Below are 15568 nucleotides of genomic sequence, written 5' to 3' on the forward strand. Positions count from 1 at the left end.
TTTTCATTTTCCCCTTTTGATGTTCCGCGCCTCCGGGATGACGGAGCGAGAGTACGCATGGCGATCGACGATCTGCTGGACGAACACGAACAAGGCGAACGCGTTCGTTCCTGGTTGAGAAAGAATGGGGCGGGACTGGTGGGCGGTGTGGTGCTCGGCCTGGCCCTGATCCTGGGCTGGCAGTGGTGGCAGAAGCACACCACGACCGCACTGGTGGAAGCCAACACCCGCTACGAGGCGGTGGTGAAGTCGATCCAGGGCAAGGACCTGGAGAAAGCAGCCAAGGACATCGTGGCGCTGGACGATGGCAAGGGCGGTATCTACGCCGAATTGGCTGCATTGCGCCTGGCCAAGGCCCAGGTCGATGCCGGCAAGAATGCCGAAGCGATCAAGACCCTGCGTGACGTGCCCGCCGAAGGCGAACTCAAGCAGATCGTGCAGCAGCGCCTGGCGCGTGTGCTCACCGAAAGTGGCAAGCCGGACGAAGCGATCAAGCTGCTGGCCGATGCGCAGGACCACGCCAGCCTGGAGATCCGCGCCGACGCGCTGGTGGCCCAGGGCAAGCCGGACGAGGCGCGTGCGCTGTACACCAAGGCCCTGACCACGGTGGATGTGGCCTCGCCGCAGCGCCGCTTGCTGGAAACCAAGCTGATGGATGTGGGCGGCAAGGTGCCCGATCCGGCGGAGCAGATTTGATGAAGCAGGTTGATATGTATAAGCGCGTTGCGTTGATTGCGGTGATGGGTCTGTCGCTGGCTGGCTGCAGCACCGTCAAGGGCTGGTTTGCCGGGAAGGATGCTGCTGCCAAGAAGGCGCAGGAACCCGCCGAGCTGGTGAAGTTCGAGCCGTCGGTCAAGGTCGACAAGATCTGGTCCACCGGCGTCGGCAAGGGTGAAGGGCATATCGGCGTACGTCAGCGCCCGGCCGTGGCCGATGGCAAGGTGTATGCGGCGGCCATCACTGGCGGCGTGCAGGCGTTGGATCTGCAGACCGGCAAGCGCGTATGGGAATACAAGCCCAAGAAAGAAGAGCGTAACGACCGCAAGTTCAAGCAGCGCCTGTCCGGTGGCCCGGGCGTGGGCGAAGGCCTGGTGGTGATCGGTACGTTGTCCGGCGATGTGATTGCGTTGAACCAGGCCGACGGCACCGAGAAGTGGCGCGCCAAGGTTCCCAATGAAGTGATCGCCGCGCCGGCCATTGCGCAGAACCTGGTGCTGGTACGCAGCAACGATGGCCGCGTCAGCGCTTTCGATGCAGCCACCGGCGAGCGTCGCTGGTTCCATGCCGAAGAAGGCCCGACGCTGTCGGTGCGCGGTAACGCGCCGATCGTGACCGGCCCGGGGGTGCTGTTCGTGGGCAACGACAGCGGCACCTTGAGCGCGCTGGCGCTGCAGGACGGCCGCCCGTTGTGGGAGCAGGCCATCGGCGTGCCGGAAGGCCGCACCGAGCTGGAGCGCATGTCCGACGTGGACGGCGCACCGGTGCTGGATGGCACCACGCTGTACGCCACCAGCGTCAAGAACGAAACCCTGGCGCTGGAAGGCCCGAGCGGCCGACCGCTGTGGACGCGCGATCACGGCGGCGCCGGTGGCGTCGGTGTGTCGTCGGCGGTGGTGGTGGTGTCCGATAACGCCGGTTCGGTGTGGGGCCTGGACAAGAGCAGCGGCGCGGCAATGTGGTCGCAGGCTGCCCTGGCACGTCGCTCGCTGACCGGTGTGGCCATCCAGGGCGACTACGCCGTGGTCGGTGACTACAAGGGCTACCTGCACTGGCTGAAACTCAGCGACGGTGCACTGGCCGCGCGCGCTCGCGCTGGACGCGACACGCTGCTGGCGCAGCCGCAGGTCGTCGATGGCATTCTGCTGGTACAAAACACCGACGGCGATCTCACCGCCTTCCGGTTGGCACAATAAGGACCTTGCGATGCTGCCCCTGGTCGCCCTGGTTGGACGGCCCAATGTCGGCAAGTCCACCATCTTCAATGCGCTGACGCGCACCCGCGACGCGCTGGTCCACGACCAGCCCGGCGTCACCCGCGACCGTAACTACGGCGTCTGCCGGCTGGACGAGCAGCAACCCTTCATCGTCGTCGATACCGGCGGTATCGCCGGCGACGAGGAAGGCCTTGCCGGCGCCACGGCGCGTCAGGCGCGTGCCGCCGCCGGCGAGGCGGATCTGGTGCTGTTCGTGGTCGATGGGCGCGAAGGCGCGTCCTCGCTCGATGACGAAATCCTGGCCTGGCTGCGCAAGCTGGCGCGGCCGACCGTGCTGGTCATCAACAAGATCGACGGCACCGACGAAGAGACCGTGCGCTCGGAATTTGCGCGCTACGGCTTCTCCGACGTGGTGGCGTTGTCTGCTGCGCATCGTCAGGGTATCGACGAACTGCTGGAGGAAGTGGGCGCACGCCTGCCCGAGGAAGGGTCCGGCGAGTTGCTGGACAACGACCCGGCGCGCGTGCGGATTGCCTTCGTGGGCCGCCCGAATGTAGGCAAGTCGACGCTGGTCAATCGCCTGTTGGGCGAAGAGCGCATGATCGCTTCCGAAGTGCCCGGCACCACCCGTGATTCGATTGCGGTGGATCTGGAGCGCGACAATCGCCAGTACCGCCTGATCGATACCGCCGGCCTGCGCCGTCGCGGCAAGGTGGAAGAGGCGGTCGAGAAGTTCAGTGCGTTCAAGACGCTGCAGGCGATCGAGCAATGCCAGGTGGCGGTGTTGATGCTGGACGCCACCGAAGGTGTGACCGATCAGGACGCGACGATTCTCGGTGCGATCCTGGATGCCGGCCGTGCCCTGGTCGTTGCGATCAACAAGTGGGACGGGCAAAGCGATTACCAACGCGCGCAGGCCGAAGATCTGCTGTCGCGCAAGCTCGGTTTCGTCAGCTGGGCCGAGGCGGTGCGCATCTCCGCGCTGCATGGCTCGGGCATGCGCGAGCTGTTCCAGGCGATCCACCGCGCGCATGCCTCGGCCACGCACGAGTTCAGCACCAGCGAAGTGAATCAGGCGCTGGAAATCGCCTACGAGACCAATCCGCCGCCGAGCATCCGTGGCCACGTCTCCAAGCTGCGCTACGTGCACCCCGGCGGGGCGAATCCGCCGACCTTCATCGTGCATGGCACGCGCCTGAAGGTGCTGCCCGAGTCGTACAAGCGCTACCTGGAAAACTTCTTCCGCAAGCGCTTCAAGCTGGTCGGCACGCCGGTGCGTTTTATCTTCCGCGAGGGTGCCAACCCCTACGAGGGTAAGAAGAACGTGCTGACCGAACGTCAGGTCGCACGCAAGCGGCGCCTGATCCGGCACGTCAAGGGTAAGTAGGTGCATCGCGGCCGCCTGACACGCAATGTTTCAGGCGGTATTGGAAGCTCGATGGTCTGTCGAGCTGTGAGCTGCAGATCAGCTCTGTAGATCGGGGCCATGAAGCTCTGAACGATGTGCTTGAGCTTTCGACCAACGGCTAACGTAATCTCCATCACGTGGATGTGCCTTTTTCCAGCATTGGCGACCATCGAGATCGGCCGAAATCTTGAGTTCACGCGCAATGGCGTGCGTTGTTCGAAGGCACATGCTGCTTCAATAGCCGAGTGACGCGGCCGTCATACGCGCTAGCGGCGCGCTGGTATCCTGCGCGGCATGACCGACTATCCTTCCCGCATTCCTTATGCGCAGGCGCTGCAGATTCTGCGTGCTGTCGCGGCCAGCAACCGTTCGCCCGATGAAAACATCGCCACCTCGCGCGCCGATGGGCGGATCTCCGCCGGCGATCTGATTGCACCGCTGGCGCTGCCGCCATTTGCCAATAGCGCGATGGATGGCTTTGCGCTGCGGCATGCCGATGTCGCTGCGGGCGATACGTCGTTGCAGTTGGTCGGCGAACAATTCGCTGGCGAGCATTGGACCGGCACGCTCGGCGCAGGCCAATGCCTGCGCATCACCACCGGCGCGCCGCTGCCCGATGGCGCCGACACCGTGATTCCCAAGGAAGAGGCCGACGAGCACGACGGCGCCGTGCGGTTTCGCACCACGCCGACACCGGGCGCAGCCGTGCGGTTGGCCGGCAGCGACGTACGTGCGGGCGATCTGGTGATACAGACCGGGCAGGTGCTGACACCGGCGCGGATTGGCCTGGCGGCGGCACTTGGCGTGTCGCGCCTTGCGGTGGCGCCGCGCCCGACCATCGCGGTGCTGGCCACCGGCGATGAGTTGGTCGAGCCGGGCATGCCGCTCGGGCCGGGCCAGATCTACAACAGCAACCGCGACATGCTGATGGCGCAGCTACGGGCGCTGGGCTACGCGCCAACTGCGTGGCCGACCTTGCCGGACGACCCGCAGCGCATCCGCACGATGCTGGAAGATGCGGCGGCGGCGTTCGATGTGGTGATCACCTGCGGCGGTGTCTCCGCCGGCGAAAAGGATTATCTGCCGCGGCTGATCGGTGAGCTGGGCCGCATCCACTTCTGGCGCGTGCGCATGCGCCCGGGCATGCCGGCGGTGCTGGGGCAGATTGGCCGCTGCCTGGTGCTGGGCCTGCCGGGCAACCCGGTGTCGGTGCTGGCAACGCTGATCGCCTACGGGGTGCCGTTGCTGGATGGATTGCAGGGGCGCAGCGAGCCGCGCCCGGTCTGGCATGCGGCGTTGGCAGCCCCATGGGAAAAGCGCCACGAACGCCTGGAGTTCCTGCGCGGACGGCTGGAGTGCGGCGAGGACGGACGGCTGACTGCGCTGCCGCACCGCGGCGACGCTTCGCACTTATTGCGTGGCGCGGCCGACAGCAATGCATTGATCGTCTTGCCCGAGCAGGCGCGGCGTTTCGAGGCCGGCGAAATCGTGCGGGTGATTCCTTACGCGTTGTGAGCGCGCCATGGATCGACTGCGCTCGGCCATGTAGCGCGTTGTTGGAAGGATGATGGACGGCGCAAAGCATGCGACGCGCTTGGCGCCGAGCGTGAATACGGCACGGTACGCATTCCCCGGGCGTGCGCACAGGTGGCGTGGCTTTGCAGCTGAAGCCTTGAACAGCCACAGCGAGTCGCTCTATAGCCCCTCTCCCTGTGGGAGAGGGGTTGGGGTGAGGGTACGCCGGAAGACAGCCATCTGTGCTGCCCAAGCTGCCGTAATCCTCAAGCCAATAAACCCCGCATCGCACCCCAATCAGTCAGTTGGCCAACCGACATCACACGGTCAATTCACTACCCACTCTCAACCAACCGCACTACCGCAGAACGCGGCGTAATCGGCATAACCGGCAAATACCGCGCCTGGCGCGCACACCGGACACTGCGGATCAGGTGGCAGGCGGATCTCGCGAAAGCGCATCGACAGTGCGTCGAAACTGAGCAGGCGGCCGGCCAGACTGTCGCCGATGCCGAGCAGCAACTTGATTGCCTCGGTGGCCTGCAAGAGCCCGATGACGCCGGGCAGCACGCCGAGCACGCCGGCCTCGGCGCAGCTGGGTGCAAATTCCGGCGGTGGCGGTTCGGGAAACAGGCAGCGGTAGCAGGGCGCATGGCCGCGGTGACGCCCGGCGTCGAAGACGCTCACCTGGCCTTCGAACTGTTGCACCGCGCCGTACACCAGGGGCTTGCCAAGTTTGACGCAGGCATCGTTGAGCAGATAACGCGCTGGAAAGTTGTCCGCGCCATCGATCACTACATCGACATCGTGCAGCAGTGCTTCGACATTGCCCGCGGTGACGCGTGTCTGCACCGCATCGACCTGCACGCGCGGATTGAGCGCAGCGATGCGTTGCGCCGCGGAGTTCACCTTGGCGAGGCCGACGCTGTCTTCGGTGTGCAAAATCTGGCGCTGCAGATTGCTGCGGTCCACCACATCATCATCGGCGATGCGCACGTGGCCGACACCGGCGGCGGCCAGATAGAACGCGGCTGGCGAGCCGAGCCCACCCGCACCGATCAGCAGTACGCGCGCGCGCGACAGCCGCCGCTGCCCTTCCACGCCCACCTGCGGCAGGCGCAGATGCCGCGAATACCGCTCGAGAAAATCCTGCTCGTCCGCTGGCAGCGTCGGGCGCACGACCGGCAGCCCGTCGCGTAGCCAGGCAGTGGTGCCGCCCAGCACGGAGGTGACGTTGCCGTACCCGTGCGCCCGCAGCACGTCGGCCGTGTGTGCGGAGCGTTTGCCGCTCTGGCAGATCAGCACGATCTCGCGCGAAGGCGTGGAGAGATGCTGGTCGGGTGCGGTTTCAAGATCGGTCTGCGCGATCGCGAGCGCACCTTCGGCCTGGCCGCCGGCGCGTTCGTGCAGCTGCCGGATGTCGATCAGCAGGGCGCCGTGCAGGGCGCGCGCGCGCGCATCGGCGGGAGAGATGTCGTGGCTGCTCATGGGGCCATTGTCGCGCAAACGCAGGCGCCGTAGCTGCAGTGTGGTGTCGCTTTGCTCGAAGCTGGCGCAAGCCGATGAACGCCGCGTCACGGTGCAGGCGTGCGCGTGGCCGGGATCACGCTGCATTGCCTGCGGCGCGGCTGTAATTCGCACCCGTCAGGGCAGTGCGGCTTACCCGGCCCGGTTCGCCCCGTCTTGCGTAACGCGCTCCCTCGCGGGCCATCGCAACGACCGCCTCAGGAGAGACACATGTTCATCGCATCCCCGCGCAACGCTGTTGCGCGCCACCTCGTTGCCCGTCGTCCGCTGGCCCTCTGGATCGGTCTGGCGTTGAGCGGCAGCGCTTCGGCGCAGCAGGCCACGCCCGACGTCGCCGATGCACCGGCGCCGGCCGCCGCGCAGCCCACCGCCACCCTGGACGCAGTACAGGTCAAGGGCGTGCGCAGCAGCGTGGAAAGCGCGATTGCGACCAAGCAGTCCAACGTGGAGATCAGCGATTCGATCGTGGCCGAAGACATCGGCAAGCTGCCCGACAACAGCGTGGCTGCAGCGCTGCAGCGTGTCACCGGCGTGCAGGTGGCGCGTGCCGGTGGCGAGGTGGGGCAGGTGCTGGTGCGCGGCTTGCCCAACGTGGTCACCACCCTGGACGGGCGTAACGTGTTCACCACGGTGGGGCGCGACATGGAGCTGGCCGATGTGCCGGCCGAGTTGCTGCGCAGCGTGGATGTGTACAAGACCACCGGCGCGCAGTTTCAGGAAGGCGGCATTGCCGGCGTGGTCGACGTGCACTTGCGACGGCCGTTCGATTTCGATCAGGACAGCACCATTGCCGGTAGTGTCAGTGCATTGCGCGGCGACCAGTCCGGCAAGACCGTTCCCAACGGCAGCCTCACCCTGAGCCAGCGCCGCGATACCGGGGTGGGGCGGATGGGCTGGATGGGCAGCGTGTCGTACCAGCGTCGGCCGTATCAGGAATCCAACACGCTCTACGGCACCTACGATCTCAAGCCGAATCCGGTCGATCCCAGCCAGCAACTCTACGTGCCCTACAGCGCGGGCGGGCTGATGGCGCGCGGCGATCGCAAGCGCAAATCGGCCAATTTTTCGTTTCAGTGGGCGCCGAGCGACAACAGCGAGGTGTATGTCGACACGCTGTACATCGGTTACGACAATCGGCCACAGGTGAATTACTGGCTGCCATTCCCCGGATTGGCCACACCGGAAAACACCGCGTCGGTGAGCGTGCGGCCCGGCACCAACGTGCTGGATGGCCTGGTCGCGCGCGACATGCGTACCCTCTCGAGCACGCAGGCGCACAAGAACGCCTCCGATACCTATCAGGCCGCCCTGGGCGGGCGTTGGACCGGCGAACGCATGCGCCTGAGCAGCGAGGTTGCCTATACCTACAGCACCGCCAAGAACCGCTCTTTCACGCTGGACATGAGCACGCAGGCGCCGCTGTTGCACATGCGCTCCGGCGGCGGCGCAGCCGACACCTGGATCACCCAGGCCGACGGCAGCAGGTACGACATCGCCGCGCCGGGCAATTGGGAATTGACGCAGTACTACGACAGCTGGAACGCGCAGGAGGGCGAGGAGTGGGCGTGGCGCGGCGATGCCGACATCACGCTCGATCTCGGGCCACTGCGGTCGCTGGAGGTCGGTGCGCGCGCCAGCAGGCGCACGGCGACCAACCATTCCGGCGACACCGGTGCGCGCAACAACATCAGCGGTGCGCCGCTGCTGTTGAGCGGTGTGCCTGGGCTGGCTTCGGTGACGCCGGGCAACATGCTCGACGGTGCGCGTGCGTTTACCAGCGACCGCTGGGCCGCAGCCAATCAGGACGTGCTGCTGCAGCAGAGCGCACGCTTGCGCTCGGCGATGGGGCATGGCGCAGATGCGCCGGACGAGAATCCCGCGCTGTTCTTCGACGACCGCGAAGACAATTACGCGCTTTACGCGCAGGTGAATTACGGCTTTTCGGTGGGCTCGATCCCGGTGGATGGACGTATCGGTGCGCGCGCGACGCGGCTGGATTCCATGCTGCAGGGGAGCCAGTCGCTGGATGGTGTGTTGAGCCCGGTCAGCATCGATCGGCGCATCGACAAGGTGTTGCCCAACTACAGCGCCAACCTGACCCTGCACGACAACCTGATGCTGCGCCTGGCCGGCAGCACCACCATCACGCGGCCGGAGTTTGCCGACCTCAACCCGCAGCTGGCCTTGTACCAGTCCACCGAATCGCTGCCGGCACGTGGCAACGGCGGCAATCCACAGCTGCGCCCGGTGGAATCACGCAATGCCGATGTGTCGCTGGAATGGTATTTCCGCCCGGGCTCGTTGCTGTCGGTGGCCGGCTTCCATCGCAGGATCGATGGCTACATCCAGAACTACGCGGCCGACGAGCCGATCGGCGGCGTCGTGTATTCGATCAGCCGGCCGCGCAATGCGGGCGAGGGCACGTTGAAGGGTGTGGAAGTAGGGTACACGCAGTTCTACGACTTCCTGCCGGGCTGGTGGTCCGGCTTTGGCAGCCAGCTCAACTACACCTATATTTCTGCAGAAACCGACTCGCCAGAGGGCATTCGTCAGCCGCTGACCAACGTGTCCAAGAATGCCTACAACGCGATCCTGATGTATGAGTACGCGCACTTTTCTGCGCGCGTGGCCTACAACTGGCGCGGCGATTACGCGGTGAGTTTCAACAGCTCCGGCGACCAGCCCGAGCAGATCAATCAGGGGCGGGAGAAGTGGCTGGACGTGGCATTCAACTACGAGCTCAATGAGCGCCTGACCCTGTTTGCCGAGGCGACCAATCTGTTGGGAACCACGACCACTAATTACTTTGGCCGTCGTGGCGGCGATTTCCCGCGCGAGATCGCATCGCCGGAGCGCACCTATACGCTGGGTTTTCGATTCCGGCTATGACCGGCCTTGGCATCAGGCTCACCGCCGCAGCGGTACCGTAAGCACACACGGACGGTGCGGCGCCAGCTTCGCGCTCGCGGCAGCGCGCAGGCGCTGGCATGCCCAGCGCAGCCACAGTTCCGTCTGATGATCGCCAGGCCTTCCGTCTTCGGCTTTATGTACAAGGAATCCTTCATGACCCACGACATCAATGCGCAACTGAAACAGCTGGAAGAGCAATTACCCGAGATGCGCAGCCAGCATCCGGACGATTTCTGGGATGTGTTCCATGCGCGTGCCGAAAAGATCACCGGCGCGGCCGAATCCCAGGAACAGGCCGCGCAGATCGTCAAGCGCATCGACGAGATTCTGGCGGCCAACCAGCTTGGGCCCGCCGATCCCGGTGCGTGACCGGCGGGCCGTGCGCGCATCCAGTGTGATCTGGCGAATGCTTGCGTTGGTGTGATTGCCTGGTAGAGGCCCCGATGCCGGCCGGTTCTCACCAGCGCGGCACCGGCTACTTCCGTCGCTGCATCAGCTTGCCTTGTGCTCGCCGTGCACGCGGCCACCTTCGCCCGGATGGAACAAGGTTCCCTTGGGATCGCGGGCCGGTGCGCCGCCTTGCTGCGTCTGTGCGCGCACCGCCGAAAGCCGGTCTGCCAGGCGCGGCATCAGCCGGGTGATGGCGATATTGGCACCTGCCATCAGGCCTACCTTGATGTCGCGACCGCCGTGTTCGGCGGCGTGCAATATGGCGTCGGCCACACGCAATGGCTCGATCAGGGGCGGCGGCAGTTGCGGTTCCTGGGGCATGTAATTGCGTGCGTGCTGGGGGTATGGGGTATCGACGGCGGTGGGCTGGATCAGCACCACCGAGACCGGCGATCCTGCGAGGTGTTCGAGCTCGATCCGCAGGCTGTCGGTGAAGCCCTTCACGGCATGCTTGGAGGCCGAATACAGGCCTTGCCACGGCACCACCGCCTCCGACGCCTCACTGCCCAGATTGATGAGCACGCCACCACTGGCCGCCAGGTGCGGCAGTGCAATGCGCGAACCGTAGACCACGCCCCAGAAATTGATATCGAACATGCGGCGACTGTCGTGGTCGTCCACCTCCTGCAGCAAGCCGAAGATGGCCACGCCAGCGTTGTTGACCCAGGTGTCGATACGGCCAAAGCGTGCAAGCGCCGCATCCGCGGCGTGTTGCAGCTGCGCGGGGTCGGCCACGTCGGCGACCACCGCGATGGCCTGATGCCCCTGCTCGGTGAGCAACGCGGCCACCTCCTGCAGGATGCCACTGCTGCGTGCAACCAGCACTACGCGTGCGCCGGCTTCGGCGGCGGCCAGTGCAGTGCATAGCCCGATGCCACTGGAGGCGCCGGTGATGAGAATGACTTGTTGATCGAGCGGGCGATGGGCGGCCATGGCGGGTCTCCTGCGGAAAGCAGTGACGCTAGGCAGACCTGGCGCAGCGCGCAGTGAAGCCAACCGGCTGCCTGGCCGGTGACGCGATGCGCCGCTAACACGCTGCTTCGGCGAGACGTGAAGCCGGCGCATGCGCCGCGTTCCGCACGCTGCGGCGGTTCACGCACTGCTAGCCAGGCAAACCGCAGCGTGGCCCGGTCATGCACAAGGACTCACGATGCCGTCGCCGACCACGCCGCACCAGTGCCCACAGGCACCGTTGTCAGATGTCGCTCCACCCGATGCAGCCATCGCACAGGCACCCCACTGGGATGTATTGCCGCAGTTGCTACGCGATGGCTATCTGTTTGTCGGCAAACAATGCGACGCACTGGGCAGTGACGCGTTTGCCGCGCGGCTGGCATTGCGGCCGGTCGTGTTTGCACGCGGCCCGGATGCGGTTGCCACGTTCTATCATCCGGGGCGCTTCACGCGCGTTGCGGCGCTCCCACCTACGACCTTGCGCCTGCTGCAGGGCAAGGGCAGCGTGCAGCAGCTCGATGGCGATGCGCACCTGCACCGCAAGCAGTTATTCATGGCCGTGCTATCGCCGGCGCAGACCTCGCGCCTGGTCGACTGCTTTATGGACGAGTGGCAGCAGCAGGCCGGCAATTGGGCACGCAGCGCCTACGTCGTACTGCAGCACGAAGCCGAGCATGTGCTGTATCGCGCAGCGTGTCGCTGGGCCGGGTTGGCGCTGCACGGGCAGGACAGCCGCGCGATGGCACGCGATGTGGCGGCCATGATCGACGGCGCCGGTGCAGTCGGCCTGCGCTGGTTACGCGGCTGGCACGGTCGTCGGCGGGTCGAACAGTGGGTAGGGCGTAGCGTACGTAATCTGTGCCGGGCAAAAACCCCTGCGCAGTCGAGCATTGCAGCGGCCGTGGTGACGCACTGCGAGCTCGATGGCCGGTCAGTGAGTGAGGCCGTGGCCACGACCGAGCTGATCAATCTGCTGCGGCCGATTGTGGCGATTGCATGCTGGATCAGCTTTGCCGCGCTCGCGCTGCATGAAGACCCGACGTTGCGCCCACGGTTACGCGCCGGCGAGCCGGGATTGCTGCAGAACCTGGTGCAGGAGGTGCGTCGCCACTATCCGTTCTTTCCGATGGTGGCGGGGCGGGTGCGCGTACCGTTCGAATGGCGCGGCCGGCCGTTCCGGCAAGGCGACCGGATGATGCTGGACCTGTATGGAAGCAACCACCACCCTGGCGTGTGGCGACAGCCGCATGTGCTGGACCCTTCACGTTTTCGGCAGTGGCAGGGCAGCGCGTTTGATTTTGTCGCGCAGGGTGGTGGTGTGTTCGACCGCGACCATCGGTGTCCTGGAGAAAACCCGACCATCTCGCTGCTGATGGCGGCGGTGGATGCATTGGCCGCCAGCGACTACGTGCTGCCGGTGCAGGACCTGCATTATCCCCTGAACCGCTTCCCGAGCCAGCCGCGCAGCGGCATGGTGCTCAGCCATTTCCAGCCGGGCGACAGACGCACACCGCGCGACCTTCATGCCGTGTGAGGACGCAGTGCGGCGCAGCAACATTCCTTCGCCACATTGCGACGCGGGCGCGACGACCGAGTCACGTCATGCGGCCCAGCATGACAGGCACCTCATCCAGCTGGAGTTTTGCCATGAAGACACGTCGCCCGCTTTTCGCCCTGATGGCGCTGTGCGCCGGCATCAGTCTCTCTGCCCACGCGCAGGACACGGCGCCCGGCGCCAAGCCATCCGCTCAGCAGCCGACCGGCACCGCCGCGCCGAGCGAGGACGAGCGCGAGGCGCTGGGCATGTTGAGCGCGATCAATCTGGGCGAAATCAATGCGTCCAACCTTGCGTTGCAGAAACAGGTACAGGGCGGCGTGCGCGATTATGCAACCCGTATGGTCAAGGAGCACACCGACAACAATCAGAAGATCGCCCAATGGCAGCCCGATACCTCGGCGATGGGCGCCAAGTTGCAGATGACCAAGTCCAAGGCCGAGCTAGGCAAGTTGCAGAAGCTCGAAGGCGATGCGTTTTCGACCGCTTATGTGACGGTCATGGTCAAGGACCACACCGATGCGCTGGCCGCGCTCGACAAGAAGCTGATCCCCGATGCCAGCTCGCCGCAGGTGCGTCAGCACCTGCAGACCACCCGTCATCATGTGGCCGATCATCTGGCCGACGCCAAGGCCTTGCAGGCCGGCACCAAGGGCGGAGCCCGCTAAGTCATGTCTGCATCGACGCTCAACCCTGTCATCGTCGACGGCGACGGCACGCGGATCGCGCGCAGCATGACCATCCGTGCCGAGCCGCATCAGATCCTGGATGCCTGGTGCGACGCCAATGTGCAGCAAGCGCTGTTGCAGGGAGCTGCAGACCTGGTGTCCGGCGACGGCCATGCGTCGCGCTGGACACTGCATGCACCCTTGCATCAGCAGGTGGCGGTCGAGCTGCGGCGCGGCGAAGCGCGCATGGGCGAATCGGTGCGCTACGAGGTTGAGGGCGAGCATGGACTGCGGCTGGACATCTTGTTGCAGGTACAACCGGCGCGCGGACGCGAGGGCTACGAGGCCACATTGACCCTGCAGTACGCCGTGGATGGGGTCATCGCGCAACTGCTGACCAAGCTGGTGAACCCGGCACCGTACGTCCTGGCTGGAAAGGGGCTACGCCGCCTGCGTGCATGGCTGGAAGCCGGCGAGATGCCGAGCTTGTTGCATACCCCGTCGGCGCGCGGCAGCGCGCACCCCACTTCCTGAGGAGGCTACTCCGTGCGAGCGCTTTGCTGGAACGGTGTCAACGATTTGCGCGTGGAAACCGTGCCCGATCCGGTGCTGGTCAACCCACGCGATGTCATTCTGAAAGTGGGGCTCACCACCACGTGCGGATCGGATCTGCATTTCATCGATGGCTATCTGCCCACCATGCGCGAGGGCGATGTCATCGGCCACGAGTTCATGGGTACGGTGGTCGAGGTCGGGCGTGCGGTGAAGCATGTGCGCGTCGGGCAACGGGTGGTGGTGCCGTCGTTTATTTCCTGCGGCGGCTGCTGGCATTGCGAGCGCAAGGAATTCTCGTTGTGCGACAACACCAACCCCAACTGGGACCTGCAGGAGCCGCTGTTGGGCCATCCCACTGCCGGGATATATGGCTACACGCACGCGTTCGGGGGATATGCCGGCTCGCATGCCACCTATATCCGCGTTCCGCATGCGGACGTGGGTTGTTTCGAGGTGCCTGACGGCATCTCCGATGAAGACGCCTTGTTTCTGTCCGATGCCGGTCCCACCGGTTTCATGGGCGCGGACTTCTGCGATATCCAGCCCGGCGATACGGTTGCGGTCTGGGGCTGCGGTGCGGTGGGGCTGATGGCGATGCAGAGCGCGCGCATCCTGGGTGCCGAGCGCGTGATCGGCATCGACCGGCTACCGGAGCGCCTGGCGATGGCGCGCGACGTGCTGGGCCTGGAAGTGATCGACTACACGGCGGTCGACAGCGTGGTGGACGTGCTACGCGAAATGACCGCTGGCCGCGGGCCGGATGCGTGCATCGATGCGGTCGGCATGGAAGCCCATGGCACCGGCATCGGCCATGCATATGACCGCGTCAAGCAGGCCTTGCATCTGCATACCGACCGCGGGCATGCGCTGCGCGAGGCGATTCTGGCCTGCCGCAAGGGCGGCATTCTCTCGGTATTGGGCGTGTACGGGGTAATGGACAAATTTCCGCTGGGCGCCGTGATGAACAAGGGGCTCACCGTGCGTACCGCGCAGCAGCACGGGCAGCGGTATGTGCCCAGGTTGCTGGAGCTGGCGCAGGCCGGGCGGCTGAAGTCCGGCTTCTTGCTGACCCACAAGATGCCGCTGGAAGATGCCGTGCGCGGCTATGACATGTTCAAGCACAAACACGACGGCTGCGTGCGTGCGGGATTTGTTCCCTAGCTCACGCGCACCGCGCGTGCAGCGATCAGTCGCCCTGCTGCAGATGCAGCAGGGTTTTTTTGCTGGCGTCAGTGGCCGGCTACGTGTGCATCTGCATCGACAACGCCCGGGATGGCTGTTGCGTCGTTGAAGTGGCTGCGTAATGCGTCCACCCCGTGCTGCGGCTTTGCCAGCGGGGTAAGGTCCTGGCGATTGGCGCGACGCTCGGCGGTGGAGACCGACGTGGCCCGATCACGCTGATCCATCAACGGTTGCTGCAACTCGCCATCGCGGTTGAACGACCAGGCCAGCATCGGCTCGCCAAGCGGAAGCGTATCGCCAGGCCCGCCATCCTTGCGCGAATGCCAGGTGTGCCAGGTCTTGCCGTAGCTATTGATCTTGCTGCGCATCAGCTCCTTTTCCGCTACCAACGGCAGGTTGGGAGCGGACAGCTGGCCGGACAGGATTTCGCCATTGTGCGGATGCCAGAACGCCCGCTCCGGTTCGGGCAGCTGCGCAAACAGCGTTTCGGAGATGATGTACTCCACTCCGGTGAGATTGGCGCGGGCGGTGTTGCCGTCGTAGAGCGCACATTGCGCCAGGTCTTCGTTGACTTGCTGGCAGTAGTGATGCGCTTCCATCTGCTGGTCCGGCGCGTCCTTCATCGGATGGAAGCCCACCAGATAGATGTCGAGCTTGCCGACCGGTCCATTGGGTTGCAGTACCTTGGCGCCGGCCTCCAGGACATTGGTCTTGGCGCTTTCCGGTGCGCCCGGCGGGGTGACCGATGGTGGACTGCGCGAACAGCTGGCGCACAGGGCAAGACCGATCAACAAGGCTGACTGTCGCATGGCAATCCAATACAGGTGAGTGTGCCCAAGCTAAGAGCGCGGGCGGTGGGCACGACGTGAGCGCTGGCGGGCTGACGCGGCGCAGCTTCACCTCGCTTGAG

13 protein-coding genes are annotated in these 15568 nt (G+C 65.4%); 10 read left to right on the forward strand and 3 right to left on the reverse strand.

Annotated features, from left to right (window positions below; translation table 11 throughout):
- The first annotated feature begins 57 nt into the window (after window positions 1-57).
- From XnspCFBP7698_RS00460 to glp, 4 genes are all read left to right on the forward strand, one after another.
- On the forward strand, window positions 58-696 hold the full coding sequence (locus tag XnspCFBP7698_RS00460) for a tetratricopeptide repeat protein (protein ID WP_039564583.1): 639 nt from the start codon (window positions 58-60) through the stop codon (window positions 694-696).
- Window positions 696-1913 carry an outer membrane protein assembly factor BamB gene (gene bamB / locus XnspCFBP7698_RS00465; RefSeq protein WP_199679986.1) on the forward strand — a complete coding sequence of 406 codons (1218 nt, stop codon included), beginning with the start codon at window positions 696-698 and terminating at the stop codon, window positions 1911-1913. The genes XnspCFBP7698_RS00460 and bamB overlap by 1 nt, the downstream gene beginning before the upstream one ends.
- A gap of 10 nt (window positions 1914-1923) precedes the next feature.
- Entirely contained in the window at window positions 1924-3321 is a 1398-nt protein-coding gene (gene der, locus XnspCFBP7698_RS00470; RefSeq protein WP_039564581.1) for a ribosome biogenesis GTPase Der, read from the forward strand.
- 315 nt (window positions 3322-3636) lie between these two features.
- Window positions 3637-4857 (forward strand): gephyrin-like molybdotransferase Glp, encoded by a 1221-nt coding sequence (gene glp / locus XnspCFBP7698_RS00475; RefSeq protein ID WP_104580626.1) that lies wholly within the window; start codon window positions 3637-3639, stop codon window positions 4855-4857.
- Window positions 4858-5202: 345 nt separating this feature from the next.
- Here glp and moeB read toward each other — a convergent pair whose 3' ends face one another.
- Entirely contained in the window at window positions 5203-6345 is a 1143-nt protein-coding gene (gene moeB / locus XnspCFBP7698_RS00480) for a molybdopterin-synthase adenylyltransferase MoeB (protein ID WP_104580698.1), read from the reverse strand.
- A gap of 249 nt (window positions 6346-6594) precedes the next feature.
- Between moeB and XnspCFBP7698_RS00485 the strand changes: the two genes are divergently transcribed.
- Complete coding sequence (locus XnspCFBP7698_RS00485) at window positions 6595-9273, forward strand: TonB-dependent receptor (protein ID WP_199679988.1); 2679 nt, start codon at window positions 6595-6597, stop codon at window positions 9271-9273.
- A 174-nt stretch (window positions 9274-9447) separates the two neighbouring features.
- Window positions 9448-9663 carry a hypothetical protein gene (locus tag XnspCFBP7698_RS00490; protein WP_104580700.1) on the forward strand — a complete coding sequence of 72 codons (216 nt, stop codon included), beginning with the start codon at window positions 9448-9450 and terminating at the stop codon, window positions 9661-9663.
- Window positions 9664-9786: 123 nt separating this feature from the next.
- Here the strand turns inward: XnspCFBP7698_RS00490 and XnspCFBP7698_RS00495 are convergent, their stop codons facing one another.
- Entirely contained in the window at window positions 9787-10677 is an 891-nt protein-coding gene (locus XnspCFBP7698_RS00495) for an SDR family oxidoreductase (protein ID WP_104580627.1), read from the reverse strand.
- Window positions 10678-10894: 217 nt separating this feature from the next.
- On the opposite strand from XnspCFBP7698_RS00495, the gene XnspCFBP7698_RS00500 reads away from it, so the two are divergent.
- From XnspCFBP7698_RS00500 to XnspCFBP7698_RS00515, 4 genes are all read left to right on the forward strand, one after another.
- Window positions 10895-12232, forward strand: a complete 1338-nt coding sequence (locus tag XnspCFBP7698_RS00500) for a cytochrome P450 (RefSeq protein ID WP_123137174.1) — start codon at window positions 10895-10897, stop codon at window positions 12230-12232.
- Between the two features lie 113 nt (window positions 12233-12345).
- Window positions 12346-12921, forward strand: a complete 576-nt coding sequence (locus XnspCFBP7698_RS00505; protein ID WP_123137175.1) for a DUF4142 domain-containing protein — start codon at window positions 12346-12348, stop codon at window positions 12919-12921.
- A 3-nt stretch (window positions 12922-12924) separates the two neighbouring features.
- Window positions 12925-13455, forward strand: a complete 531-nt coding sequence (locus XnspCFBP7698_RS00510) for a hypothetical protein (RefSeq protein ID WP_104580629.1) — start codon at window positions 12925-12927, stop codon at window positions 13453-13455.
- A 12-nt stretch (window positions 13456-13467) separates the two neighbouring features.
- Window positions 13468-14637 carry a zinc-dependent alcohol dehydrogenase gene (locus XnspCFBP7698_RS00515; RefSeq protein WP_104580630.1) on the forward strand — a complete coding sequence of 390 codons (1170 nt, stop codon included), beginning with the start codon at window positions 13468-13470 and terminating at the stop codon, window positions 14635-14637.
- A 68-nt stretch (window positions 14638-14705) separates the two neighbouring features.
- On the opposite strand, the gene XnspCFBP7698_RS00520 is transcribed toward XnspCFBP7698_RS00515, so the two are convergent.
- The gene (locus XnspCFBP7698_RS00520; protein ID WP_166745025.1) at window positions 14706-15482 is read right to left on the reverse strand and encodes an OBAP family protein; all 777 of its coding nucleotides are present in this window, start codon (window positions 15480-15482) and stop codon (window positions 14706-14708) included.
- Between the last annotated feature and the right edge of the window lie 86 nt (window positions 15483-15568).

The sequence above is a fragment of the Xanthomonas sp. CFBP 7698 genome, assembly GCF_003600855.1.
GTDB classification, from domain to species: Bacteria; Pseudomonadota; Gammaproteobacteria; order Xanthomonadales; family Xanthomonadaceae; genus Xanthomonas; species Xanthomonas cannabis.

Bases quoted from the DNA above. Each gene is read 5' to 3' on its own strand.
- XnspCFBP7698_RS00495 (WP_104580627.1), bottom strand. From the start codon at position 10,677: ATGGCCGCCCATCGCCCGCTCGATCAACAAGTCATTCTCATCACCGGC.
- XnspCFBP7698_RS00510 (WP_104580629.1), top strand. From the start codon at position 12,925: ATGTCTGCATCGACGCTCAACCCTGTCATCGTCGACGGCGACGGCACG.
- XnspCFBP7698_RS00490 (WP_104580700.1), top strand. From the start codon at position 9,448: ATGACCCACGACATCAATGCGCAACTGAAACAGCTGGAAGAGCAATTA.
- bamB (WP_199679986.1), top strand. From the start codon at position 696: ATGAAGCAGGTTGATATGTATAAGCGCGTTGCGTTGATTGCGGTGATG.
- XnspCFBP7698_RS00460 (WP_039564583.1), top strand. From the start codon at position 58: ATGGCGATCGACGATCTGCTGGACGAACACGAACAAGGCGAACGCGTT.
- XnspCFBP7698_RS00500 (WP_123137174.1), top strand. From the start codon at position 10,895: ATGCCGTCGCCGACCACGCCGCACCAGTGCCCACAGGCACCGTTGTCA.
- XnspCFBP7698_RS00505 (WP_123137175.1), top strand. From the start codon at position 12,346: ATGAAGACACGTCGCCCGCTTTTCGCCCTGATGGCGCTGTGCGCCGGC.
- der (WP_039564581.1), top strand. From the start codon at position 1,924: ATGCTGCCCCTGGTCGCCCTGGTTGGACGGCCCAATGTCGGCAAGTCC.
- moeB (WP_104580698.1), bottom strand. From the start codon at position 6,345: ATGAGCAGCCACGACATCTCTCCCGCCGATGCGCGCGCGCGCGCCCTG.
- XnspCFBP7698_RS00485 (WP_199679988.1), top strand. From the start codon at position 6,595: ATGTTCATCGCATCCCCGCGCAACGCTGTTGCGCGCCACCTCGTTGCC.
- glp (WP_104580626.1), top strand. From the start codon at position 3,637: ATGACCGACTATCCTTCCCGCATTCCTTATGCGCAGGCGCTGCAGATT.